This is a genomic window from Serratia marcescens (assembly GCF_006715005.1).
Lineage (GTDB): Bacteria > Pseudomonadota > Gammaproteobacteria > Enterobacterales > Enterobacteriaceae > Serratia > Serratia montpellierensis.
In genome coordinates, this window is sequence record NZ_VFMJ01000001.1 from 1855445 (window position 1) to 1880267 (window position 24823).

General features: G+C 62.7%; 17 protein-coding genes. 10 read left to right on the forward strand and 7 right to left on the reverse strand.

The features are described from left to right. Entirely contained in the window at positions 1 to 1443 is a 1443-nt protein-coding gene (locus FHU12_RS08830) for an efflux transporter outer membrane subunit (RefSeq protein ID WP_141968782.1), read from the forward strand. A gap of 157 nt (positions 1444 to 1600) precedes the next feature. Next, positions 1601 to 1954 (forward strand): DUF1493 family protein, encoded by a 354-nt coding sequence (locus FHU12_RS08835; RefSeq protein ID WP_060433101.1) that lies wholly within the window; start codon positions 1601 to 1603, stop codon positions 1952 to 1954. Positions 1955 to 1961: 7 nt separating this feature from the next. Here FHU12_RS08835 and FHU12_RS08840 read toward each other — a convergent pair whose 3' ends face one another. Continuing rightward, positions 1962 to 2531 (reverse strand): DJ-1/PfpI family protein, encoded by a 570-nt coding sequence (locus FHU12_RS08840; protein WP_141968784.1) that lies wholly within the window; start codon positions 2529 to 2531, stop codon positions 1962 to 1964. A gap of 135 nt (positions 2532 to 2666) precedes the next feature. Between FHU12_RS08840 and FHU12_RS08845 the strand changes: the two genes are divergently transcribed. After that, complete coding sequence (locus FHU12_RS08845; protein ID WP_060433099.1) at positions 2667 to 4205, forward strand: long-chain-fatty-acid--CoA ligase; 1539 nt, start codon at positions 2667 to 2669, stop codon at positions 4203 to 4205. Positions 4206 to 4244: 39 nt separating this feature from the next. On the opposite strand, the gene FHU12_RS08850 is transcribed toward FHU12_RS08845, so the two are convergent. Together FHU12_RS08850 and FHU12_RS08855 are read right to left on the reverse strand one after the other, a co-directional pair. Next, entirely contained in the window at positions 4245 to 5519 is a 1275-nt protein-coding gene (locus FHU12_RS08850) for a Glu/Leu/Phe/Val family dehydrogenase (RefSeq protein ID WP_047730686.1), read from the reverse strand. Between the two features lie 539 nt (positions 5520 to 6058). Further along, complete coding sequence (locus FHU12_RS08855) at positions 6059 to 6406, reverse strand: antibiotic biosynthesis monooxygenase family protein (protein ID WP_141968786.1); 348 nt, start codon at positions 6404 to 6406, stop codon at positions 6059 to 6061. A 494-nt stretch (positions 6407 to 6900) separates the two neighbouring features. On the opposite strand from FHU12_RS08855, the gene FHU12_RS08860 reads away from it, so the two are divergent. Further along, entirely contained in the window at positions 6901 to 7521 is a 621-nt protein-coding gene (locus FHU12_RS08860; RefSeq protein WP_141968788.1) for a helix-turn-helix transcriptional regulator, read from the forward strand. A gap of 48 nt (positions 7522 to 7569) precedes the next feature. On the opposite strand, the gene FHU12_RS08865 is transcribed toward FHU12_RS08860, so the two are convergent. After that, complete coding sequence (locus FHU12_RS08865) at positions 7570 to 9759, reverse strand: TonB-dependent siderophore receptor (RefSeq protein WP_141968790.1); 2190 nt, start codon at positions 9757 to 9759, stop codon at positions 7570 to 7572. Between the two features lie 201 nt (positions 9760 to 9960). Here FHU12_RS08865 and fes point away from each other — a divergent pair, with 201 nt between their 5' ends. The 4 genes from fes to entS are packed head-to-tail and all read left to right on the forward strand — an operon-like array spanning position 9961 to position 21429. Then, positions 9961 to 11268: an enterochelin esterase gene (gene fes / locus FHU12_RS08870; protein ID WP_237730898.1), complete on the forward strand. Its 1308-nt coding sequence runs from the start codon at positions 9961 to 9963 to the stop codon at positions 11266 to 11268. 30 nt (positions 11269 to 11298) lie between these two features. Further along, positions 11299 to 11523: an MbtH family protein gene (locus FHU12_RS08875; RefSeq protein WP_060447157.1), complete on the forward strand. Its 225-nt coding sequence runs from the start codon at positions 11299 to 11301 to the stop codon at positions 11521 to 11523. Positions 11524 to 11574: 51 nt separating this feature from the next. Then, complete coding sequence (locus FHU12_RS08880; protein ID WP_141968792.1) at positions 11575 to 20085, forward strand: non-ribosomal peptide synthetase; 8511 nt, start codon at positions 11575 to 11577, stop codon at positions 20083 to 20085. A gap of 60 nt (positions 20086 to 20145) precedes the next feature. Beyond that, positions 20146 to 21429, forward strand: coding sequence for an enterobactin transporter EntS (gene entS, locus FHU12_RS08885; protein WP_141968795.1), 1284 nt, complete (start codon positions 20146 to 20148; stop codon positions 21427 to 21429). Positions 21430 to 21433: 4 nt separating this feature from the next. Here entS and FHU12_RS08890 read toward each other — a convergent pair whose 3' ends face one another. After that, the gene (locus FHU12_RS08890) at positions 21434 to 21793 is read right to left on the reverse strand and encodes a winged helix-turn-helix transcriptional regulator (RefSeq protein WP_141968797.1); all 360 of its coding nucleotides are present in this window, start codon (positions 21791 to 21793) and stop codon (positions 21434 to 21436) included. 102 nt (positions 21794 to 21895) lie between these two features. On the opposite strand from FHU12_RS08890, the gene FHU12_RS08895 reads away from it, so the two are divergent. Then, complete coding sequence (locus FHU12_RS08895; protein WP_141968799.1) at positions 21896 to 22450, forward strand: NAD(P)H-dependent oxidoreductase; 555 nt, start codon at positions 21896 to 21898, stop codon at positions 22448 to 22450. A 37-nt stretch (positions 22451 to 22487) separates the two neighbouring features. Here FHU12_RS08895 and FHU12_RS08900 read toward each other — a convergent pair whose 3' ends face one another. Next, positions 22488 to 23264 (reverse strand): NAD(P)H-dependent oxidoreductase, encoded by a 777-nt coding sequence (locus tag FHU12_RS08900; RefSeq protein WP_141968801.1) that lies wholly within the window; start codon positions 23262 to 23264, stop codon positions 22488 to 22490. Positions 23265 to 23348: 84 nt separating this feature from the next. Here FHU12_RS08900 and FHU12_RS08905 point away from each other — a divergent pair, with 84 nt between their 5' ends. Continuing rightward, positions 23349 to 24242 (forward strand): LysR family transcriptional regulator, encoded by an 894-nt coding sequence (locus tag FHU12_RS08905; protein ID WP_141968803.1) that lies wholly within the window; start codon positions 23349 to 23351, stop codon positions 24240 to 24242. A gap of 13 nt (positions 24243 to 24255) precedes the next feature. Here FHU12_RS08905 and FHU12_RS08910 read toward each other — a convergent pair whose 3' ends face one another. Next, positions 24256 to 24735 carry a GNAT family N-acetyltransferase gene (locus FHU12_RS08910; protein WP_141968806.1) on the reverse strand — a complete coding sequence of 160 codons (480 nt, stop codon included), beginning with the start codon at positions 24733 to 24735 and terminating at the stop codon, positions 24256 to 24258. Positions 24736 to 24823: the final 88 nt, after the last annotated feature.

The window sequence follows — 24823 nt, forward strand, 5'->3', positions numbered from 1 at the left end:
GTGTTGCAACGAGTCATGATGTTAACTTTACCGCTGCTGCTGACCGGCTGTCTGTCGCTGGATCCGCACTACCAGCGCCCGGCGGCGCCGGTGCCCGCCAACCTGCCGCAGGGCGAGGCCGGCGGTAACCAGGCGCTGAGCTACCCGGACGTCGTCTGGCGCGACTATGTCCAGGACGCCCGGCTGCGCCAGGTGGTGGCGCTGGGGCTGAACAGCAGCCGCGATCTGCGCGAGGCGATCGCCAATATCGCGTCGGCGCGCGCCCTGTACGGCGAGCAGCGTTCGGCGCTGTTCCCGACAATCAATGCCACCGCCGACGGCAGCCGCGGGCGGGCGCTGACCGGCAGCGGCAACGCCACCGCGCTGAGCCAAAGCTACGAAGCCGCGGCCGGCGTCAGCGCATTCGAGTTGGATCTGTTCGGCAAGAACGCCAGCCTGTCGCGCGCGGCGTTCGAAACCTATTTGGCGAACTCGGAGGCGGCGAAAAGCACCCGCCTGACGCTGATCGCCGATATCGTCACCGACTGGGTGGCGGTGGCGGCGGAGCGCAGCAATCTGGCGGTGGCGCAGCAGACGATGGCCAGCGCCAAACGGTCGCTGGATGTCACGCGCAACAATCAGCAGCACGGGATTGCGTCGCTGGTTGACGTGGCGTCGGCGGAAACCGTCTACCAGCAAGCGCGATCGGACGCCGCCAGCTACGCGACCAGCGCCGCGCAGGCGAAAAACGCGCTGGATTTGGCGGTAGGGCAACGCGTGCCGGAAAACCTGCTGCCGAGCGGTATCGAGGCGCTGGGCGGGATCATGCGCGATCTGCCGGCCGGCGTCTCTTCGCACGTGTTGCTGACGCGGCCGGACGTGCTGCAGGCCGAGCATAACCTGAAATCCGCCAACGCCAATATCGGCTCGGCGCGGGCGGCGTTCTTCCCGTCGATCAGCCTGACCGCCAGCGGCGGCGTGGGCAGCGGTGAACTCTCCTCGTTGTTCAGCCACGGCGCCGGCGTCTGGTCGTTCGCACCGAGCATCAGCCTGCCGATCTTCAGCGGCGGCTATAACACGGCTCAGCTCAACTACACCCAGGCGCAGAAAGACCTGTATGTCGCCACCTATGAGAAAGCGGTGCAGACGGCATTTCAGGAAACCGCCGACGCGCTGGCGCGCAAAGCCACGCTGCAGGAACAGCTGGCGGCGCAAACCGGCTATGTGGCGGCGGCACAGCAATATTATCGCCTGGCCGAGCTGCGTTACCGCCAGGGCGTGGACAGCTACCTGACGCTGCTGGACGCGCAGCGCACGCTGTACACGGCACAGCAGTCGCTGATCGCCGCGCAGCAGACCGCGTACGACAATCAGGCCACCCTGTATAAAGTGTTGGGCGGCGGCGTTACCGCCGAGCGGCAGGGGGACGGCGTCATCGCCGACAAGGCGACGCTCAGCCGCTAACCGTCGACCGCGCGCGCCAGGCATTTGGCTGCGCGCGGTTTTTTTATGGAAAGTGTAAAGAAACAGAAAACCCGGCCGGCGGCCAGAACTCGCTGCGGTGAGCAGAGTCAGACAGAGAACCGCATTCATCTTTTATTCATATCGGCTCGAGGTCGTCATGGCAGAAGACATTCAGCAACAGGTCATCGCGCTTATCGCCGCATTCAACACGCCAGGGCGGTTGAAGAAGGGCGTGGCCATCACCCCGGAAACCGAGATCAACACCGCGCTTCACCTGTCGTTCAGCGATTCCAATACGCTGATGCGCCGCTACTTCGATACCTTCGGCGTCGACAGCGGCAACTATAACCACGAACTGTATTTCCAGCCGCCGGCCAACACCGGGCGCTGGTTTTCTCCCTCCGCCTGCAAAGAACACCCCCGGCCGCTGTGCGTGTCGATGCTGGTGCGCTCCGCGCGCGCCAAACGCTGGCTGTACGACATTCACTTCCTGATCGAGCAACTCCGCTAGCGCCGCATTACTGCTCCAAGACCTCGGCGAACTTCGCCAGCCACTGCGGGTGCGCCGGCCAGGCCGGGGCGGTGACCAGATTGCCGTCGACGTGCGCCTGATCGATGCCGATCTCCGCATAATGGCCGCCGCCGAGCCGCACCTCCGGCGCGCAGGCCGGGTAGGCGCTGCAGGTGCGACCTTTCAATACTCCGGCCGCCGCCAGCAGCTGCGGGCCGTGGCAAACGGCGGCGATCGGTTTTTTCGCGGCGTCAAACGCCTGTACCAGCGCGATCACCTCGGGGTTCAGGCGCAGGTATTCCGGCGCTCGGCCGCCGGGGATCAAGAGCGCGTCGTAGTGCTCTTCTTTGGCGGCGGCGAAGTCGGCGTTCAGGGTGAAACGGTGCCCGGGCTTCTCGCTGTAGGTTTGCGCGCCGTCAAAGTCGTGGATCGCGGTCTGAATGTAGTCACCGACGGTTTTACCGGGGCACACGGCATCCACCCAATGGCCAATCATCTGCAATGCCTGAAACGGCACCATGGTTTCGTAATCTTCGGCGTAGTCGCCGACCAGCATCAGGATCTTTTTCTTGCTCATGATCACAACTCCTGCGGGATAGGGACTGCCTAAGGTATAGCCCAGCGCTCCAGGGAATGCGAACCGCAAAGCGCCTATCTATACTCGTGATACTGCGGCGCTTTTCTCGCCGCTCATTCCCAGGGAGGATCCCCGATGCTGAATCTGGCTACCTTGCTTGAAGAGAGTGCGCGCACCTGGCCGGAACGGCCGGCGGTGATACAGGACGATATCCCACTCAGCTATCGGGCGCTGAACGAAATGGCCAACCGGGTGGCGAATTTGCTGGTCGCGCGCGGCGTGCAGCCCGGCGAACGGGTGGCGCTGGCCTGCCCAAATCGGCCGGAGTTTCCGGCTATCTATTACGGCATTCTCAAAAGCGGCGCGGTGGTGGTGCCGCTCAATATTCTGCTTAAAAGCGCAGAGTTCGACTACTACCTGGCGGATTCAGCGGCGGTGGCGCTGTTCTGTTTCGAGGGCAGCAGCGGCCTGCCCTTGGGGGAAGAGGCGCTGCGGGCGGCGGCGAAGGCGGAGCAATGCCGTGAGGTGTTTATCATCGGCGATCGGCTACCGCTTGAGGGGGAACGTTTCAGCGCGGCGATAGCCGAGCAGGCTACCGAATTCGCTTCGGCCGCGACGCTCGAAAACGACACGGCGGTGGTGCTCTACACCAGCGGCACCACCGGCCGGGCCAAAGGCGCGGAGTTGACCCACGCCAACCTGGTGCTCAACGCGCTGGGATCGGTACGGCTGTTCGACGGCTCAGAGACGGAGCCCGATCGCCATTTGGTGACCCTGCCGCTGTTCCATACGTTCGGCTCGACGGTGCAGATGAATGCCGGGTTTTCCGCCGCCGCTACCCTGGTGCTGGTCGAGCGCTTCGACGCCGCACAGGCCATCGCGCTGATGCAGCGGCACGGCATCACCTTCTTCGCCGGGGTGCCGACCATGTATTGGGCGCTGTTGAATGCGCTGGATGAGCACACGGATATCGAGCGCTTGCGCAGCACGCTGCGTATGGCGGTCTCCGGCGGTGCCAGTTTGCCGGTGCAGATCCTGGAGGATTTTTCGCGCCGCTTCGGCGTCAACATTCTCGAAGGATATGGGCTGTCGGAGACCAGCCCGGTCGCCACCTTTAACCATCCGCACCGCGTGACCAAACCTGGTTCCATCGGCCAACCGATCTGGGGCGTGGAGGTGCGCTTGCTCGACGTTACCGGGCAGCCGATCGACGGAGTCGATCAGGTGGGGGAGATCGCGGTACGCGGTTACAACATCATGAAAGGCTATCTGAACCGCCCCGAGGCGACGGCGGACGTGCTGGAAAACGGCTGGTTTCGCACCGGGGACCTGGCGCGCCGCGACGCCGACGGCTTCTATTTCATCGTCGATCGGGCCAAGGATATGATCATCCGCGGCGGGTTCAACGTCTATCCGCGCGAGATTGAAGAGGCGCTGATTCGTCATCCGGCGGTCTCGTTGGTGGCGGTGATCGGCGTCGAGCATCCGTCGCTGGGCGAAGAGATCAAAGCGGTGGTGGTATTGAAAGAAACGGAGGAGCCCATCGAGGAGGAAACGCTGATCGCCTGGAGCCGGGAGCGGCTGGCGGCGTTCAAATATCCGCGTATCGTCGAGTTTGTCGAACGCTTGCCGATGACCAGCACCGGTAAGGTGTTGAAACGCTGTTTGCGCTGAGGAAAATCCGGCCTGCCGGGGCAGGCCGGGATACGGGCATCAACCTGGGTAGATGCCGCGCTCTTTACGTGCGGTCAGGATGCGCTCACAGGCCACGATATAAGCGGCGGTGCGCAGGCTGCACTCTTTCTCGGCCGCCTTGTTCCAGACGTGGACCATGGCGTCGGTCATGATCTTGTCCATACGCTCGTTGATCTCGGACTCGCTCCAGAAGTAGCTCGCCATATCCTGCACCCACTCGAAGTAACTGACCGTTACGCCGCCGGCGTTACAGATAACGTCCGGAACCACGGTGATGTTACGGGAGCGCAGAATGTCGTCCGCCTCTGGGAAGGTTGGGCCGTTAGCCCCTTCCAGCACCAGCTTGGCGCTGAGGATTTCGGCGCGCTGACGGGTGATCTGGCCTTCCAGCGCCGCTGGGATCAGGATGTCCATGTCAACCGACCAGAACGCTTCGCTTTCGATCTCGCTGGCGCCCGGGAAGCCGGCGATCTGTTTGTGCTTGGCCTGGTATTCGGTCAGCGCAGCCAGATCGATGCCGTTGGCGTTGAACAGGGTGGCGGAGTGGTCCTGGATGGTGACGACGCGCGCGCCGACGCCAACGAACAGGCGAGCCGCTTCGCTGCCCACGTTACCGAAGCCTTGTACCGCCACTTTGGCGCCTTCGATCTGCACGCCCAGGCGCTTGGCCACTTCGCTGCCGGTCACGAACACGCCGCGGCCGGTCGCTTTCTCACGGCCCAGGGAGCCGCCGAGGTGGATCGGCTTGCCGGTGACCACGCCGGTGATGGTGGTGCCGTGGTTCATGGAGTAGGTGTCCATCATCCAGGCCATCACTTTGGCGTTGGTGCCGACGTCCGGCGCAGGAATGTCTTTCTGTGGCCCGATAATGAAGCCGATTTCGCTGGTGTAGCGGCGGGTCAGTCGCTCCAGTTCACCTTCAGACAGTTTGAACGGGTCGACGCGGATGCCGCCCTTGGCGCCGCCGTACGGCAGGTTGACCGCGGCACACTTGATGGTCATCCAGGCGGACAGGGCCATCACTTCGTTCAGATCGACGTCAGGGTGGAAGCGGATACCGCCTTTGCCCGGCCCACGCGACAGGTTGTGCTGTACGCGGAAACCTTCGAAGTGACGGATGGTGCCATCGTCCATCTGCAGCGGGATATCAACAATCAAAGCGCGCTTAGGGTGACGCAGCGTATCAACCCAGCGTGACAGCTCGCCGAGGTAAGGGGCGACGCGATCGATTTGTTGCAGATATGTAGCCCAAGCGGTGGTGCTGCTGTCTGAAGCGTAGGATAGCTTTTCCATAACCAACCTTTATATATTAGAGGTATTTATTTCGTTTAACCGTGGATTAGCAAGCGCATAACACTTTGCGACGCTTAATTTACCACTAATTATGCCGGTTGTTAGCCCCCCGCTCATCGGGCCAGCGGACGGTTTTTCGCCGCCTGTCGGGGGCAAATGAATAGTTAATTACTTTTATTCGGCAGTGAGCGTGAACATGCATACTTTATGCATAAAAAACGCATAAAACACCTTTATATCTATTTTTCAGAAGCTTGAATGTGATCAAAAAGTTTCATTTTATTTAACTGCTATGTTGACAATGGCGTTTCCTCTCGGCAGCGTTAAAAACCTGTTAAAACGCCGCCTGCGGCCGTGTTTTTATCGCGCAAAGAGAAGCATAATCCGAGGCTGTTTTAATGTGTTACGGCCCTCGAGGCAAGGGCTGACAAATGTGCTCACCTGAAACGGACGGGTGACCGCAAGCGGCCACCCGTTCAGGTTTTGCGAATCGGCTTTAAAGAAGGCTTTGCCGATTGGGCGTGGTCACCCAGCACGCATTACGGGCCGGTGTGCTGATAGCGTTTTAATTCCACTGGTTCCGCGCCGATGCTCGCCAGATATTCTTTGACGGATGCCGGTGCGGAAGCCTGTGTAAATTGGTAAATGTTTTCATCCGCGTCCAACAGCGTTTCCCATTTCACAATGTTCACCCAGCGAGGCTCATTGTCTACGCTGATGCCTGAGTCACGCGAAATGAACCCGCTTTGGTTTGAGACAAACTCCTCTTCCACGCGTTTGTCCAGCGCGGCAAAGGCTTCCGGGCTGAGCGAGGTTGGCAGTTTAAAGCTCGAGATTTCAATAATGTAGCTGTTGGCGGAACAGGCCGCCTTGGATTCATAAGCCATAATAAAAAGTCCTTTAAATTAAATTGCTTATACAACTCGAATTAAGCTGCATCCTTATTGCAGTACTGCAATTTCAATTTATTCCCGCTGTTCAGAGGAAATAATTAGGAATAGTCTGAATCGGTATTGGCCGCCATGAAAACCCTATTATTTGCATAAGAATAACCTTGCAAAAACGCGCGTGTTAATTAATTTGTTCTGCCGAGAAATAAACCATTAAGATCGGCAGGTTATTAATGCCATTAACCTGATGCGGATTTTAAATGGCATAAACGGTGTGGGAATAGGGCAGTGACAATAACCTGGTCATATTGAGCCCGGCTTTTTTTTCGCCGCGAGCGGCCACGGGCAACGATACCCTGTGAAGTCAACAAAGGGGGGCATTACCAGCGTATGCGCCGCTTGCCGCCCGTCCACTCGGCAAGCGGCGGCAACTGCGGTATGCTAAGCGGCTGAACAGCCAACCAAACCGGGCCATACGGAGACACCCCAGCGTGCCGAACTCTTCTTCTCAACTCGAACTTTTGCGGTCGGTCGCCGACGGGATCGCGGCGCTGTTTTTCCCGAATGCGGAAGTGGTGATCCACGATCTGAGCACCAACAAAATAGCCTATCTGGCGAACAACCTGTCGAAGCGCAAGCCGGGCGACGATGCCGGGCTGGAAGGCGTCGAACTTGATGGCGGCGCCAACGTGACCGGCCCCTATGAGAAGCTGAACTGGGACGGCAAAAAGATGCGTTCGGTGAGCATCGCCGCGCGCGACGAGCAGGGCAAGCCCAGCTATCTGTTGTGCATCAACCTGAGCACCGCGATGTTCGAGGACGCCCGCAACGCGCTGGACATGTTCCTGTCGGTCACGCGGCTGCAGCCACAGCCGCAAGAGCTGTTCAAAGATGACTGGCAGGAGAAGATCAACACTTTCCTGCACGACTGGCTGCGGCGCGAGAACGCCGCGCTCGGTGCGTTGAGCCGCGAACAGAAACGCCGGCTGGTCAGCGATCTCTATCATCAGGGGGCGTTCAAAGCCAAAAGCGCGGCGGACTACATCGCCAACGTGCTGTCGATGGGGCGTGCCACGGTGTACAAGCACTTGCGGGAATTGAAGCAGGAGTAGGCAGCGGGAAAGGTGGGAGAAATGGGCGGCGCTGGCCGCCCATTCTTGTTACCAGCGGTAGTTGACCGAAGCGATGATGCTGCGGCCGCTGCCGTAGAAGCAGGCGTACTCGCCGCTGCACGATGAAACGTATTTCTTATCCGTCAGGTTCTGCACGTTGAGCTGGAGCGCCGCACCGCGCAGCGCCGACGAGGCCTGGCCGAGGTCATATTTCACCATGGCATCATACAGCGTGTAGTGCGGCACGTCGTACTGGCCGGTGGCGTCGGCCGGCGCATCGCCGATGTAACGCACGCCGCTGCCGACGGTCAGGCCGTTCAGCGCACCGCTCAGGACGCTATAGCTGCCCCAGGCGGAGGCCGCGTGGCGCGGGATGCCCGCCGGGCTGTGGCCAATTTCGTCCGCCGAGTTGGAGTCTTTGGTCACTACGTCGGTGTAGGTATAAGCGGCGGTCAGCGTGATCTCCGGCGTCGGCTGAGCGTGCACTTCCGCCTCAATCCCTTTGGATTTCACCTCACCGATCTGTTCGTAGGCGGAGGTGAGGCGGTTATAAGACGCCACATTGCGCTGGGTAATGTCGAACCAGGAGAGGGTCAGCAGGGTATTGCCACCCGGGATCTGGTACTTCACGCCCACCTCGGTTTGCTTGCCGGTGGTCGGCTTGAGCGGATCGGCGCCCGCGGCACTTGGGTACAGGTTAGGATCGAACGAGGTGCTGTAGCTGACATACGGTGAAATGCCGTTGTCGAAGGCGTAGAGCAGGCCCGCGCGGCCGGTAAATTGGGCATCGTTGTAGGTCTGCTCTTTGCCGCCGCTGGTGCGATCGCGAGTGTTGACCTGCGACCAGTCCTGACGGCCGGACAGCAGCAGGTTCCAGTTATTCCACTCCAGCTGGTCCTGCAGATACACCCCGACCTGATTCAGCGTCTTCAAATCGCTGGAAACCAGCGCCAACGTGCTGCCATCGATGCTGGGGCGAACCGGGTTGGCCCAGTCGATCGGGTAATCGTTACCGCGATCGCGATACATCTTCGAATCGATATGGCTGTAGCGGTAATCCAACCCGCCCAGCACCGTGTGCTTCACCTCGCCGGTGTCGAACAGCCCCTTCAGCTGGTTATCCACGCCAAACTCGTTGGTCATCTGCGATTCATGCTGCGCCATGCGGGTGACGGTGTGGTCGTTGACCTTCGAATTTACGTTATAAACCAGATATTTATAGTCTTCATCACGGTGAGTGAAGCGCAGGTTCTGGGTAAACGACAGCGCATCGCTGAAGTTATGCTCGAGGCTGTAGCCGATCGACGCCTGTTCGCGCCGCGACTTGTTGAAGCTGGGCTCGCTGATGTTGAAGTCATAGGGTACATAGCCCGCGCTGGTCGGGAACAGCGTGCCGGCGCGCGGCAGGAAGTTGCGCGATCCGGCTTTTGGATCGTTCTGGTAGCTGGTCAACAGCGTAAAGCTGGTGTCTTCGTTCGGCAGCCAGGTGAAGGCCGGGGCGATGGCCACCCGTTGCTGCTTGCTGTCTTTGACAAACTCATGTTCGGTTCTGGCGATACCGTTCAGGCGGTAGAACAGGGTGTTGTCGTCGTTAAGCTTACCGCCAAAATCAAACGCCGTTTCCGCCAGATGGCGGTTGCCGGTGCTGAATTTGACTTCGTGAATGCTCTGGGCGGTAGGGCGTTTACTGGTCATCACCACCACGCCGCCGGGGCTGACCTGGCCGTACAGCACGCCGGCCGGGCCGTGCACCATCTCCACGCGCTCCAGCAACCAGGGATCGATCTGCCCGGCGCCGCCGTTTTGGCTCGAGAGGCCAAAGTGCAGACCGTCGAGCAGCTTGGGTGCATAGCGGAAGCCGCGGCTGATCACTTCGTCATTGCGGTTGGAGTTGCCGCGGTAGGTGGTGATCACCCCGCTGGTGTAGTTCAGCGCGTCGGCAACCGACGCCGGCTCCTGATCGTTCATCTGCTCGCGCGTGACCACCGAGATGGACTGCGGCGTCTTGCGCAGAGGGGTGGCGGTTTTGGTGCCGGCAGCGCTCTCTTTGGCGACGATCCCTTTGACCGGTGCGGTCACGCTGTTTTGCGCGTCGGCGGTCACCAAAATCGTTTCGTCCGCTGCCGCAGACGCGTGTTGCGCCAAGGGCAATAAGGCCAGCGCCGATCCCAGCAACAGACGCTTGGCGGACATCGCCTCCGCACTTCCGTTTGCTATCCCTTTGTTTTTAATCTTCATTATCTCTCCTGAATACCTGCTTTTGTGTGTCATGCCACCCTGATAAACCCCGAAATGCCGGCAAGCGGTCTTCACCCGTCGGCGCGGAGACGTCGTGTTTGCACGACGGTAAAAATCCGACAAATAGTATTGAAAATGATAATGAGTATCAATACGATTGTCAGGTTTTGTAAAAGACATTCTTGTTATGTAAGGGGCGCTATGGAGTTTTTGCCGGAAAAGAGGCCAGACAACGACCGTGAGGGATTGGCGGCTCAATGGCTGCGTGAAGAGACGGCGGGGCAATCCGCGTGGTGGCAGAAGGTTGCCGCTCACGGCACACCCGTGGTCGAACCGCACGATGACAGCCACGTCAAAATGACCTGGCTGTGGCGCGATCCCGCCGGCGATGAACGGCACTCGCCGATATGCCGCGTTTACGCCGATATCAACGGCATTACCGATCACCACAGCACGTCCCCCAGCAGCCTGACCCGGCTCCCCGGCACCGACGTTTGGTACGGCGCGGCCGTTATCGATCGCCGCTGGCGCGGCAGCTACAGCCTGATCCCCATTACCGACCGGGATCTTCCCCCCATCTTCAGCGACGACGAAACGTTGCGCGATCGCCAACAGCGTACCTGGTGGGTATCGCTGTTCCCGTTGGCCATCGCCGATCCGCTGAATCGTATATCGCTGGGGCCGTCTCATCGCCCGCGGCCCATCTCTCTGGCGCAAGGGCCGGATGCCGACGATCAAAGCGCCTGGCAGGCCGCCGATCGGCCGCTGGAGGAGGCGCGGCTGCAGCTTTTCCAGTGGCAGAGCGAACGGCTCGGCACGCAGCGGCGCGTCTGGCTGTATGCCAGCGGCGACGCGGGGGTGAAAGCGAATCGCCCGCTGGTGCTGCTGCTCGATGGCCAAAACTGGGTCGAAAGGCACGCGCTGTTGCCGGTGATCGAGCACGAAACCGCAAAAGGGCACCTGCCGCCTGCATGTTGGCTGCTGATCGATGCGATCGACGGCGAACACCGGGAAAACGAGCTGCCTTGCAACGCCGCATTCTGGCAGGCGGTAATCGACGAACTATTGCCGCAGGCGCAGCGGCGCGAACCGTTCAGCGAGGAAGGGGCGCGCACCGTCGTCGCCGGCCAGAGCTACGGCGGGCTGGCGGCGTTATATGCCGGTTTGCACTGGCCAGAGCGCTTCGGCCACGTGCTGAGCCAGTCCGGCTCCTTCTGGTGGCCTACGGTGCAATTCGTTACCCAATTCGAAAAACGCCACGAACTGGAGGAAGGCTGGCTGATACGCCAGGTTCGGCAGCGCAGCGCAGCGGCAGCCACGCTCACCGTAATTCAGCAAGCCGGCGATCGGGAGGCGGACATCGAATTCGTCAATCGCCAGATGCATCAGGCGCTGACGGCGGCCGGGCACCGCGTCGATTACCGCGTGTTTTCCGGCGGGCACGATGCGCTCTGCTGGCGCGGCGGTCTGGTGGACGGCGTGCGCCAACTGCTTTCCGGGATGGAATAACCCACACATTTTGACAGACAGGTAAGGCAAATGACTCAGGAACAACAAAACCCGTTCGATGACGAAAATCTCCGTTTCTCCGTATTGGTCAACGAGCAGCAACAGTATTCGCTGTGGCCGCAGTTTGCCGATACGCCGCCGGGATGGCGCGTGTTGATGGGGCCGGCGTCGCGCGGTGAATGCATCGACTACATCGAAACGCACTGGCAGGACATGCGGCCGGCGGCGCTGAAAGCGGCGGATGCGGCGCGTTAATCGCCAGGCAGCCACATCGATACATTCCGTTTGAGGAAAAGGACAGACACCATGTCAGAAACGCTTTCTTTGCCGGATACTCAGGTCGAGTATCGGGAATATCCGCTGGTTGCGGCGCAACCGGGGATCTGGATTGCCGACCAAATCGCGCTGCGCCGCAACAGCTTCGCCGTGGCGCACTACACCGAATTGCACGGCGCTATCGATCGTTCGGCGCTAGAGCGCGCGATTCGCCAGGGGCTGGCGGAAGCGGATACGGTTCAGGCGCGGTTTTTTGAGGCGCAGGACGGCCAGCCAATGCAACGTTTACCGCTTAATGCGGACCCCGCACGCGTACAGGCGCCGGAGTGGTTTGATTTCAGCGCGCGCCCAGATGCCGAACAGGCGGCGCTGGCGCTGATGAATAACGATCTGGCGCAGGATCTGCCCGCGGACGGCGAGCGGCCGCTCTATCGGCATGTGGTGATCCGTGTCGGCGCCGATCGCTGGTTCTGGTACCAGCGCTTTCATCATCTGACCCTGGACGGCTTCAGTTTCGAGGCCATCACCCGCCGGATCGCCGATATCTATCGCGCGCTGCGCCACGGGCTGTCGCCCGCGGCTTCGCCGTTTACCCCGTTCGGCAAGGTGGTGGAAGAGTTTCAGCAATGGCAAACGTCCGCCGCACGCCAGCGGGCGGCCGAATTCTGGCGCCAGCATCTGCACGAACTGCCGTCGCCGCTGTCATTATCGACGGAAAGCCGGGAGGTTGAACCGGGCGCCCGGCCGCTCAAACAGGTGCTGGTGCTGCCGGAGTCACTGTTTGACGAAGCGCTGCGCGACGACGCGCTGCAGGCGCTGCAACCGGCCGACATCGTCACGGCGGCGCTGGCGATGTATATGGCGCGCATGAGCGGTGAAACCCGTTTTTCAGTCGGTTTTCCTTTCATGCGCCGGATGGGGTCGCAGGCGCTGGCGGCGGTCGGCCCGGTGGTCAACGTGCTGCCGCTGCTGCTGAGCGTGACGCCGGAACTGTCGCTGGCGGACGTCTGCCAGGCCGTCGTGGCGGAGATCAAGCAGGCGCGCCGCCATCAACGCTATGAGGCGGAGCAGATCAAACGCGATCTCGGCCTGGTCGGCGGTCATCAGGAACTCTATGGCCCAGTGGTCAACGTCAAGGTCTACCACAGCGCCTTGTCGTTCGACGGCCAGGCGGCCGTTACCCATACGCTGGCGATGGGGCCGGTTGATGACCTGGAGTTTGAGATCGGCTTTCGCAACGGCGTGCTGACGCTGTCTTTGGTGGCCAACCCGGCCAAATACTCGCCGCGCAGCTTGCATCATCATGCGGAGCGCATCGGCCATTGGCTGCAGCAGCTGGCGCGGCAGCCGCACCAGCCGAACGGTCAACTGGCGTTGATCGGCGAAGGGGAGCTAAGGCAACTCGCGGCCTGGGGGCGCGGCGCCGATCTGACGCCGCCAACGGGCATGGTGTCAATCATGGATGCATTCCAGCGCCAGGTTGAGCGCCAGCCCGAGGCGTTAGCGGTGGCCTGCGGCGATGTGCGTCTCAGCTACCGGCAGCTCTCCGAACGGGTGATGCAGCTGGGGCGCGTGCTGATCGACAGCGGCATCGGCGCCGAAGACGTGGTGGCCATCGGCATTCCGCGCTCGGTGGACACGCTGGTCGCGCTGTTCGGCGTTCTGGCCAGCGGCGCGGCCTATATGCCGCTCGATCTGGACTATCCGCGTGAACGTTTGGCGCTGATGTGCGACGACGCGCGGCCGGTAATGTTGCTGACCCACCGCGCCACGCTGACCAACATGCCGGACCTGCCACAGGTATTGTGCCTGGACGACGCCGCGTGCCTGGCGCGCTGCGCGGCTGCCGAGGCCACGCCGATAACGGACGACGAGCGGCGCATGCCGCTGAGCGAGGCGCATCTCGCCTACATGATTTACACCTCCGGCTCGACCGGCAAACCCAAGGGCGTCATGTCCACACATCGCGGGCTGCTGAACCTGTTCCTGTCGCACCAAGCCTCTCTGTTCGGCCCGGCGATCGAAAAATTCCAGGCTCGCCACGCGCGCCGCTTGCGCGCCGGCCATACCGCCTCGTTTTCTTTCGACTCCTCCTGGGAACCGCTGTTCTGCATGATGATGGGCAGCGAACTGGTTATCTTCGACGAGGAGCTGCGCCGCGACCCCTGGGCGCTGCTGGAACAAACCCAACAGACGCCGATCGATCTGCTGGACATCACGCCGTCATTCTTCTCGCAACTGGTGGACTGCGGCCTGCTGAAGGGGCAGTTCCCGCTGCCGGCGTTTGTGATGATCGGCGGTGAGGCGGCGACGCCGACGCTGTGGAACCTGATGCAGCAGCATCCGGAGGTGGAGATCCACAACTATTACGGCCCGTCCGAATATACCGTCGATACCCTGGGCGCGCCGGTCACGGCCGCCGATCAGCCGGTGATCGGTCGCCCCCTCGCCAATACCGCCGTCTGGCTGCTCGACAGCCGCCTGCAGCCGGTGCCGATCGGCGCGGCGGGCGAGCTGTACATTTCCGGCAAAGGCATCGCGCGCGGTTACCTGCGGCGCCCGGATCTGACGGCGGCGCGCTTTGTCGCCAACCCGTTCGCCGAAGGCGAGGTGATGTACCGCAGCGGCGATCTGATGCGCTGGAGCGCGGAGGGTCAGCTGGTATTCATTGGCCGTACCGATCACCAAATCAAGGTGCGCGGCTTCCGCGTCGAGCTGGGTGAGGTGGAAAGCGCCTTGGCCGCCTTGCCGGACGTGGGGCGGGCGGTGGTGATCGCCGAGCCGATCGGCGCCACCTATCGTTTGATCGGTTACTGCTCGGTGCAGGATGACGCGCGTCGCGCTTCGCCAACGTTGCAAAGCGAGCTGCTGGGGCAATTGGCGCAGCGTCTGCCGGATTATATAGTGCCGGCGATCCTGGTGGTGATGCCGGAGCTCCCGCTTAACGTCAACGGCAAGATTGACCGTCAGGCGCTGCCCAAACCGCAGGAAACGCTGGCGCAAAGCATTCGCGAGCCGGCCACCGAACAGGAAAGGCTGATTTGCGGCGCCATGGCGCAGCTGCTGGGGATGGAGCGCGTCGGCGCCGACGACGATTTCTTCGCGCTTGGCGGCGACAGCATCTCGGCGATGGGGTTGGGCACCGCCCTGCGGCGCAAAGGCTATCTGCTGCGGCCGCGCGAGATCTTCGCGCTGCACACCCCCGCACGCATGGCGCAGGCGATGCAGCCGCTGGTCGTAGACTCTCAGGCTGCACGCCGCGTGCAGCAAGGCCCGATCGACGGGCTGCCGATCCTGCACTGGTTTGCCGAGACGGGCGATATGCATCGCCGCTTCGCGCACGGCGTTTTCCTGCGCGTACCTGCCGAGCTGCAGCCGCAACAGCTGCGTGATGCGTTGGAACAACTGCGCACGGCACACCCGGCGTTGGGCGCGCGGATCCGCGACGGTCAGTTGGTGGTTGAAACTGCCGCCGCCGGTGAACTGATGCAGGTTAATACCGTGTCCGGTGAGCTGGAATTAGCGGCGGAACAGGCATTTGATGCCGCACTTGACCTTCTCGATCCGGCGGCCGGCACCATGATGCAGGCCATCCTGTTGCAGCGTGACGGGCAGAGCCTGGGGCTGGTGCTGGCGATCCACCACCTGGTGGTCGACGGCGTTTCCTGGCGCATCCTGCTCGACGAACTGCGTCAAGTGGCCGACGGCGCCATGCAGGGGCAGCCGATCACGCTGCCGCCGGAAGAAACCTCGCTCTATGAGTGGTCCGCGCGTTTACGGGCCGACGTCGAACGCCGCGAAGCCGAGCTGCCGTTCTGGCGGCAGATGCTGGCGGACGAGGTGCCGCGTTTGGGGCGGCGCGCGCTGGATCCGCAGACCGATCGCATCGCCTCGGTGAGCGAACGGCGCACGCTGATCGACAGCCGGCTGACCGCCGCGCTGCTCGGCACCTTGCCGCAGGGATACCGCGCGCAGGTTGAAGAGATCATGCTGTGCGCGCTGGCTCAGGCCTGCCGCCGCCGTTTCCAGGCCGCTTCGCTGCGTTTCTCTCTGGAGTCGCACGGCCGCGCCGAACTGGACGACGGCCTCGATCTGGCCCGCACCGTCGGCTGGCTGACGGCGGAGTATCCGCTGTGCATCGAACTGCATGACGCAGAACACAATGAGGCCGTGCGTGCGGTGAAACGTGCGACGCGTGCGGTGGCCGATCGCGGCGTCGGTTACGGCCAGCTGCGTTATCTGCACCCGCAGCGTGACGAACTGGCGGCGCTGGCGCAGCGCAATGCGCCGGAGATCTTGTTCAACTACCTCGGGCGCTTCAGCCAGGACGAGGGGAACTGGGCGCCGCAACGCAGCCAAACCCGTTTCCGCGACGCCTTCGCCGTGGCGCAGGATGCGCAGCAGGCGCTGTCGTATGGCCTGGAGGTGAATATCTTTGTCGAAGAGCGGCGCGACGGCGCGTGCCTGGCGATCAACTGGAGCTGGTTGGAGGGGATTTTCAGCGAGAGCGACATTGCGCAGCTGCACAGCGGCATCGAGCAAGCGGTGCGTGCACTGTGCGAATTTGCCGAACGGCATCCCGATCGCGCGGCGGCGACGTTGGTAGCGGCCGAGATCGCCCAGCCGAACGTTGACGATGAGACGGTGCGCGCCTGGGAACGGGCGTATGGGCCGTTAACCGCAGCGCTGCCGCTGTTGCCGTTGCAACACGGCCTGCTGTTCCATGCACAGACGGCGCAGCAGGGCGGCAGCTATAACTCGCTGACGCGCCTGAGTCTCTACGGCGAATTGGACGCGCATCACCTTCAGCAGGCGCTGGATGCGGTGATCCGCCGCCATCCGCAGCTGGCCGCCCGATTCAACCGCGAAGGCGAACCGCTGCAGCTGATACCGCAGGAAAGCCATTGGCCGCTGGACAGCCACAGGCTGCCGCCGCTGTCCGCCGAACAAGAAGCGCAGGCGCTGAATCAATTGGAGCAGCAGGAACTGCAGCGCGATCTGTTCAACCAGCCGGGCGCAATGTTGCATGCGCTGCGGGTCAAACACGGCGATAGCGAACGCTACACGCTGTTCCTTAACGCGCACCACCTGATCGTCGACGGCTGGTCGACGCCGGTGGTGCTCAACGATCTGATGCTGGCCTTGCGTGAAGGCGAGCAGGCGCTGCCGCCGCTGCGTTCGAACTACGCCGATATCGTGTGCCGCCTGGCCGCGCGCGATGCCGAAGCCTCACGCCGCCTCTGGCGCGAGACGCTGCAGGATGTGCGCCCGACGTTGCTGTTCGGTGAAACGCAGGACGATCGCGTGCATGAGCTGGAAATGACGCTGCCGCCGGCCGAGGAGACGCGTTTGCTGACCCTGTGCCGCGAACGCGGGTTGACGCTCAATACCGTGATGCAGGGCATTTGGGCGCTGCAGCTGGCCAGCTGTTGCGGCCATCAGGACGTGGTGTTCGGCTCGCCGGTTTCCGGCCGCTTTGGCCAGATAGAAGGGGTTGAGGAGCATGTTGGCCTGTTCAGCAACACGCTGCCGGTGCGGGTTCGTCTGCAGCATGACCGTTCGTTGACGGATCAGTTGACCGAACTGCAGCACCGGCAGATTGAACTGCTGGAGCACGACGATTTGGGGTTGGGGGAGATCCAGCACCTGGCCGGGGCGGGCACGCTGTTCGATACGTTGTTGGTGGTAGAAAACTACCCGGACAACGACGCCCTGCTGGGCGGCGCAGGGGCGCTGCGCTGCGACGCCATCCGCAACAAAGGCTATACCCACTATCCGCTGACGCTGCTGGTGCTGCCGGGCGAACGTCTGCGTCTGCTGATGGAGTACCGCGCCTCGGTGCCGCAGCCTGAGCGCTTCGCCGCGCGGCTGATGGCGCTGCTGCAACAGTGGATCGCCCAACCGGATCTGCCGCTGCCGCGCTGGCAGTTGCAAACCCCGCAGGAGCAGGCGCTGATCGCGGCGGTCAACCGCACCGGGCAGGCGGTGGCGGACACCACCTTGCATCAGGCGATCGCCGATCAAGCGCGGCGCACGCCGGAACGCATCGCGCTGCAGGATGCCGGGCACAGCCTCAGCTACCGTGACATGCAGCGCCAGGCCGCGCTGTTGGCCGAGAGGCTGACGGCGGCCGGCATTCAGCCGGGCGATATCGTCGCGGTGGCGTTGCCACGCTCCGTGCGCCTCAGCCTGGCGCTGACGGCGATTGTGCAGACCGGCGCCGCCTGGTTGCCGCTGGACACCGGCTACCCGGACGAGCGGCTGGGCTACATGGTGGAGGACGCCAAACCGCGGCTGATTATCACCGAAAGCGCGTTGGACGCCCGCTTCGCCGCGCTGGCGCCGACGTTGCTGTTCGATGCGCTGGATGACAGCGGGCGCGAACCAGCAGCGCGCCCACCGGCGGGGAACGGCGATTATCCCGCCTATGTGCTGTATACCTCAGGCTCTACTGGGCGGCCGAAAGGCGTGGTGGTGAACCACCGGGCGATCGTCAACCGCCTGTTCTGGATGCAGCACGAGTATGCGCTCGATGCGCAGGACGTGGTATTGCAGAAAACGCCGTGCAGCTTCGACGTTTCCGTCTGGGAATTCTTCTGGCCGCTGATGGTCGGCGCGCGCCTGGTGATGGCGCCGCCGGAGGCGCACCGCGATCCGCAGGCGCTGACGACGTTGATCGACGACTATGGCGTGACCACGCTGCATTTCGTTCCGTCCATGTTGGCTATCTGGGTAGAGGCCTTGAACGAACGGGCGCCACAGCGCGCCGCCGCCAGCCTGAAACGCGTGTTCTGCAGTGGCGAAGCGCTGTCGTGCGAACTGGCTTCCCGCTATCAGGCGTTGGTCACGGCGCCGCTGCACAACCTGTATGGCCCGACGGAGGCGGCGGTCGATGTCACCTATCAACCGGCGTCCGGCGCGGCATTGGCGGCGGTGAACGGCGCCGGCGTGCCGATCGGCAAACCGGTCTGGAATACCCAACTGAGCATTCTCGACGCCATGCTGCGGCCGGTACCCGTCGGCTGCGCCGGCGATCTCTACCTGCGCGGCATTCAGCTGGCCGATGGCTATCTGCATCGGCCGGGGTTGACGGCACAGCGGTTTGTCGCCGATCCCGCCGGCAACGGGGCGCGCATGTATCGCACCGGTGATATCGCCCGCTGGCTGGAAGACGGCAGCGTCGAGTATTTGGGACGCAGCGACGATCAGCTGAAGATCCGTGGCCAGCGTATCGAGCTGGGCGAAATCGAACAGGCGCTGCTGGCACAGCCGGGAGTAGCGCAAGCGGCGGTGCACGCCATCGAACTGGGCGAGGGCGCGACGGGGCTGGGCGGCGCCGATATGCGGCAGCTGGTCGCCTGGCTGATCGCCCAACCGGGCGTGACGCTGGATACTGCCGTGCTGCATCAGGCGCTGGAGGCACGTTTGCCGGCGCACATGATGCCGGTCAGCTATGTCATGACCGACAGCTTCCCGCTCAGCGCCAGCGGCAAACTGGATCGCAAAGCGTTGCCACGGCCGCAGCTGGCCCTGCAAGCCGGGCGTGCGCCGCAGAGCGACAGCGAGCGCCTGCTGGCGGCGCTGTTCGGGGAACTGCTGGGGCGCGAGACGGTGTATGCCGACGACGACTTCTTCGCGCTGGGCGGCCATTCGCTGCTGGCGATGCGTCTGGCGGCAGAGCTGCGCCGGCGCGTCCCGCGGCCGTTGAGCGTCGGGCAGATCATGTTCGCCCGCAGCCTGGAGAAGATGGCGCACCTGCTCGATGACGCGCAGGCCGCCAACTCGGCCGAGAGCCGTGGCGTCGGCGAATGCCTGCAGCTGCGGGCCGGTCAAGGCCCGGCGCTGTTCTGCCTGCATCCGGCTTCCGGTTTCGCCTGGCAGTACTCGGGGCTGAGCCGTTATCTGCCGGGGAACTACCCGATCATCGGCCTGCAGTCGCCAAGACCGGATGGCGCTATCGCCACCTGCGAGGATATCGAGCAGATGGTCGATCGTCATCTCGCCCATCTGCGCCGCCTGCAGCCGCAGGGGCCTTACTACCTGCTCGGCTATTCGCTCGGCGGCACGCTGGCGCACTCGATGGCCGCGCGCCTGCAGCAGCAGGGCGAAGAGGTGGCATTCCTCGGCATGCTGGATACCTATCCACCGGAAGGTCAGGATTGGACCGGCCCCAGCGAGGAAGACGCGCAGAAAGAGGTGGCGCAGGAACAGGCCGAGTTTATGGCGGAAGATCATGGCGATCCGGCGCTGATGGCGGAGAAGGCGGCGATGTTCGACAGCATCGTCGCCAACTACCGCGATGCGGTGCGCATTCTGTCCCAGGCGCGCAGCCGGCGTTTCCACGGCACGGCGACGCTGTTTGTCGCCGACCAGACGCTGCCGCCGGAGATGGACATCAACGCCGTGTGGGCGCCGTATCTGGATGGGTTGATCTGCCATCATCAGCGCTGCGAACACGCGGACATTCTGTCGCCGGCCTCGCTGGAGACGCTTGGGCCGCTGTTGCATTCGCTGCTGACGCGGCAATACGGCTTGGTATAACGCAACCGGGCCGGGGGGCGTGCGTCCCGGCCCGCACTAAAACATGACATGCAGGACACTATGGCCAGACCTTCTTTTTTTCTTGATTTCAGTTTGCTGAGAAGCAATGCACATTTCCGCGCGATTTTCTGCGCCCGCATGCTGTCGGTGTTTTCCCTCGGCATGTTGGCGGTAGGGGTGCCAATTCAGATCCAGGCGATGACTGGCTCCACCTTGCAGGTGGGCGTGGCGGTGGCGCTGGACGGGGTGGGCATGTTTATCGGCCTGATGCTGGGCGGGGTGCTTGCCGATCGCTACGATCGCCGCAAGCTGATCCTGTTTGCGCGCGGCACCTGCGGGCTGGGCTTTGTCGCCCTGAGTCTGAACGCCTTCGCCCCGGCACCGTCGTTGTGGGCGCTCTACCTGCTGGCGGCCTGGGACGGCTTTTTCGGCGCGCTGGGCATGACGGCGCTGATGGCGGTGATCCCGCTGCTGGTCGGGCGCGAAAACCTGGCGGCGGCGGGGGCCTTGAGCATGGTGACGGTGCGCATCGGCGCGATCCTCGCGCCGGCGCTGGGCGGGATTATCATCGTGTTCGGCGGCGTGGGGCTGGCGTTTGCCGTCGCGGCGGCAGGGACGCTGGGCACCCTGGTCCCGCTGGTGCGCTTGCCGACGCTGTTGCCGCAGCAGCAGGAGCCGGAACATCCGCTGCGCGCGCTCGCCAGCGGCTTCCAGTTTGTCTGGCGCAATAAAGTGGTGGGTTCGGTGGTGCTGCTGGGGATGCTGATGAGCATCGTCGGCGCCGTCAGGGTGCTGTTTCCGGCGCTGGCGCAGGACGCTTACCACGTCGGCGCGTCCTCAATTGGCCTGATGTACTCCGCGGTGCCGCTCGGTGCGATGCTGGGCGCGTTGACCAGCGGCTGGGTGGGGCGTTTCTCTCGACCCGGCGTGCTGATCCTGGTCGCCGCTATCGTCGCGTTCACCGCCATCGCGTCACTGGGGCTGTTCAGCCACCTGGCGCCGGCGCTGCTGGCGCTGGTGTGCTACGGCTACGCCAACGCTATCGCCTCACTTCTGCAGTTCATGCTGATCCAGAGCAACACGCCGGATCATCTGCTGGGGCGGGTGAACAGCCTGGGCACCGCGCAGGACGTGACCGGTGATTCGATCGGCGCGCTGGGGCTCGGCGTGCTGGGCAGGGTATTTACCCCGTTGATGAGCGTGCTGTCGTTTGGCGCGTTCGCCGCCTTGTTGGGCGTGCTGGTGGCCTTCAGCGTACGCACGCTGCGCCAGTGCCGGCCGGCGGACACGTTGGTCGAGCACGATGAACCCGCGCCGGCAACCTCAGCGGCGGCGGACAACTAACCCCTCACGGCACCGGCTGTTCCGGTCGGTGTCGTTCTCCCCACTGGCACATCATGTCGATCACCGGGATCAGCGAACGCCCGCGCTCGGACAGGCTGTACTCCACCTTGGGTGGGATCTGCGGATACTCCTTTCTCATCACCAGGCGGTCTTTTTCCAGCTCTTTCAGCGTCGAACTCAGCGTTTTGTACGAAATGGTGCCGATGCAACGCTGCAGTTCGTTGAACCGCAATACCGGCTTATACAGCGCCAGCCAGTAGAGAATAATCATTTTATATTTGCCGTTGATCACCGACAGGGTGTAGCCATAGCCGGTGTCTTCGAGGCTGATGCCCGTTGGGCTGCAGCGGGATTCGGCGGTCATTTTATACTTTCTCCAGGGTAAGTATGTGTCGTGAGTGTGCGTATTTTACATTCTGTCAGCATACCCTAAGATGCGTCGAAACACCTGACTGGAGAAATCAGTATGAAAACCTTGGTGGTCGTGGCCCATCCCGATATGGCGAACTCGGTGGTTAACAAACGTTGGCTGGAGGAACTGCGGCGCTATCCGGAGCGGTATACGGTGCATGAATTGCATCAGGACTATCCGGACTGGCGGATCGACGTCGCGAGGGAACAACAGCTGATTGAAGCGCATGACAACATCGTGCTGCAATTCCCGATTTTCTGGTTCAGCAGCCCGCCGCTGCTGAAAAAATGGCTGGATGACGTGCTCACCTACGGCTGGGCCTACGGTTCCCGCAGCGGCTACAAGATGCAAAACAAGAAGCTGGCGCTGGCGGTGACGGCGGGGGTGCGTGCAGAAGACTATGCGCGCGACGGGCGCTATCGCTACTCGCTGGAGGAAATCTTCCGGCCGTTTGAAGTCACCGCCGGTTACGTGCGGGCCGACTATGCCTCGTTCTTCGCCTTTTATGGCAAGGAGGCCGCTTCGGACGGGGTGGCAGAGCAGGTTCAGCAGCATGAGCTGGACAGCAGCGCACAGGGCTACCAGACATTTCTCGCCGCCCTGAATTAACGCCGCGCCCCGGATACGCCAGGGCGTGCGCCTCCGGCTACTCGATGTGAACGCCGAAACCGTCCTGCCCCGGCGCGAGATGCGCTTTCAGCGTCAACTGCGGGATCAGGTAGTCACCGGCGTTCTGTCGCCGAAACGGAATGGGCTCGGTGTGCCACAGGGTATCGAGCCGTTGCCCGAGCTGCTCGCACAGGGCGGCGAAGCGCGTCTCGTCGGTCTTTCCGGCGCGGTAGGTGACAAACGGCGGCAGCACCTCGAAGCCTGGGTAATGCAGCATGCCGTGCTGGATCGGAAACAGGATATCGTCGATCGGTCCGTTGATGCCGCGCGGGGCGTAATGGGACTCCCAGCCGCCGGCGCTGACGATCAGCATCGCCCGTTTGCCCGCCAGCGTCCCCTCGCCGTAACGGTCGCCCCAATGGGTGTCGGAATGCTCACCGACGCCGTAGGCAAAACCATAGGCATAGACACGCTCGAACCAGCCTTTCAGAATCGCCGGCATCGAGAACCACCACAGCGGAAACTGCAGCAGCACCACGTCCGCCCAGCGCAATTTTTGCTGCTCCCGTTCGATATCGGCGCTCTGCACGCCGTTAGCAAACGCGCGCTGCGAATCCAGCGAAGGATCGAAACGGGGCCCTAATGCGCCTTCCAGGCTGTCGGCGGCGTCAAGCGCCGCTTTCCACTTCATGGCGTACAGATCGGACACCTGTACCTGATGGCCGGCCTGCGTCAGGCGATCAACGGCGAAGTTTTTCAGTGAGCCGGTCAGCGACTGCGGCTCTGGGTGGGCGTAAACAATCAGCACATTCATAACAACTCTCCTTGGTCTGAGAGCTGCAGAGTAGGGCGTTAGTCGGTATATTAGAAATGAATTACCTTTATCCCAGGTATAACCATGAATAATTTAAGGCGGCTGGATCTCAACCTGCTGGTGACGCTCGACGCGCTGCTGGCGGAGCACAACGTCACGCGTGCGGCGCAGCGGCTCAATTTCTCTCAGCCTGCGGTCAGCGTGCATCTTGCCAAACTGCGGGCGATCTTTGACGATCCGCTGCTGTTGCCCGGCCCGCGCGGTATGCGCCCGACCGCCAGAGCGGAGCAGCTGCGGGAACCCCTGCGTCAGGCGCTGGCGGCGCTCGAGTTGGCGGTGACGCCGGCGACGCCGTTCGATCCCGCCGTGGCGAGCGATACCTGGCGCGTGGCCGCCTTTGACTACGGCGAATCCACCATCGTGTTGCCGGCGCTGAACGGTTTACGCACGGCGGCGCCCGGCACCCGGCTGGCGGTGCTGGAGATCGCCCCGGCGCGCCTCGCCAAACGGGCGGAACAGGGGGAGATCGATCTGGCGTTTCACACCCGCGAAGGGGCGCCGCCCGGTCTGCGTCAGCGCACGCTGTTCAGTGAACGCTATGTGCTGGTGGGCAGGGTCGGCCATCCCAAACTGCATGGAAACCTGACGCTGGCGCAATTTTGCCAATTGGAGCAGGTGATGGTCTCGCCGGACGGCGGCGGGTTCTATGGCATGACCGACCGGGCGCTGGCGGAGGTGGGGCTGACGCGGCGCGTGGTGCTTTCCGTGCCGCATTTTCTGTTCGTGATCTCGGTGCTGACGCAATCCGATTTGGTAGCGATGCTGCCGGAGCGACTGGTGCGTAACCAGCCTTTATTGCAACAGCTCGAGCCGCCGCTGGCGGTGCCGGGCTTTGAAATGACCATGCTGTGGCACGAGCGATCGCATCGCGATCCCGCTCACCGGTGGCTGCGCGAACATATCGTGCGTTCAGTGTGAGCGGATTAACGGGTTAAAGGGAGAAGCGTTTTTTGATTCTGTCGATCGGCGTGCCATCGCTGAGCGGCACCTGCGGCAAACGATCGTAATCGCGAAAGCCCATTTTGTGGTAGTAGGCGAGGCCACCGACGTTATCCGCCCGAATGGTGGCGTTGATGTGCTTGAAACCGTGAGACTTCGCCGCCGCTAAAGTGGCAGGGAACAGCGCACTGCCGACGCCACGCACCTTCGGCGACAGGCGGGAAAAGGTGGCAATATCTGCGGTATCGGGCGGCAGGGCATCATCTGCGCTCAGCGACTGAAAGCCCACTAACAGCCCATCCACCTCCGCGACCTGGCAGCCCAGCGCATTGCTGCCGCTGATGAACCAATCGCTGAACTCGGCGGGGGTGAGGGGCGTTTCTAGTGCCGTCGTGCCGCCGGCGCCGATCACGTCATTCAATAACTGCGTCAGGGCTTCAGCGTCTTGCGGGGTTACCGTTCTGATCTTCATTGCGTTGCTATCTCCTATGATGAATCGGCTGGAACCATCGAAAGAAGATAGACGCAGGCGTCCGATAATGAAATACCGGAACGTGCCG

What these genes read in the sequence shown, in the direction of transcription:
- FHU12_RS08835 (WP_060433101.1), top strand. Translation starts at nt 1,601, where the DNA reads ATGGCAGAAGACATTCAGCAACAGGTCATCGCGCTTATCGCCGCATTC.
- FHU12_RS08840 (WP_141968784.1), bottom strand. Translation starts at nt 2,531, where the DNA reads ATGAGCAAGAAAAAGATCCTGATGCTGGTCGGCGACTACGCCGAAGAT.
- FHU12_RS08845 (WP_060433099.1), top strand. Translation starts at nt 2,667, where the DNA reads ATGCTGAATCTGGCTACCTTGCTTGAAGAGAGTGCGCGCACCTGGCCG.
- FHU12_RS08850 (WP_047730686.1), bottom strand. Translation starts at nt 5,519, where the DNA reads ATGGAAAAGCTATCCTACGCTTCAGACAGCAGCACCACCGCTTGGGCT.
- FHU12_RS08855 (WP_141968786.1), bottom strand. Translation starts at nt 6,406, where the DNA reads ATGGCTTATGAATCCAAGGCGGCCTGTTCCGCCAACAGCTACATTATT.
- FHU12_RS08865 (WP_141968790.1), bottom strand. Translation starts at nt 9,759, where the DNA reads ATGAAGATTAAAAACAAAGGGATAGCAAACGGAAGTGCGGAGGCGATG.
- fes (WP_237730898.1), top strand. Translation starts at nt 9,961, where the DNA reads ATGGAGTTTTTGCCGGAAAAGAGGCCAGACAACGACCGTGAGGGATTG.
- FHU12_RS08875 (WP_060447157.1), top strand. Translation starts at nt 11,299, where the DNA reads ATGACTCAGGAACAACAAAACCCGTTCGATGACGAAAATCTCCGTTTC.
- FHU12_RS08880 (WP_141968792.1), top strand. Translation starts at nt 11,575, where the DNA reads ATGTCAGAAACGCTTTCTTTGCCGGATACTCAGGTCGAGTATCGGGAA.
- entS (WP_141968795.1), top strand. Translation starts at nt 20,146, where the DNA reads ATGGCCAGACCTTCTTTTTTTCTTGATTTCAGTTTGCTGAGAAGCAAT.
- FHU12_RS08890 (WP_141968797.1), bottom strand. Translation starts at nt 21,793, where the DNA reads ATGACCGCCGAATCCCGCTGCAGCCCAACGGGCATCAGCCTCGAAGAC.
- FHU12_RS08895 (WP_141968799.1), top strand. Translation starts at nt 21,896, where the DNA reads ATGAAAACCTTGGTGGTCGTGGCCCATCCCGATATGGCGAACTCGGTG.
- FHU12_RS08900 (WP_141968801.1), bottom strand. Translation starts at nt 23,264, where the DNA reads ATGAATGTGCTGATTGTTTACGCCCACCCAGAGCCGCAGTCGCTGACC.
- FHU12_RS08905 (WP_141968803.1), top strand. Translation starts at nt 23,349, where the DNA reads ATGAATAATTTAAGGCGGCTGGATCTCAACCTGCTGGTGACGCTCGAC.
- FHU12_RS08910 (WP_141968806.1), bottom strand. Translation starts at nt 24,735, where the DNA reads ATGAAGATCAGAACGGTAACCCCGCAAGACGCTGAAGCCCTGACGCAG.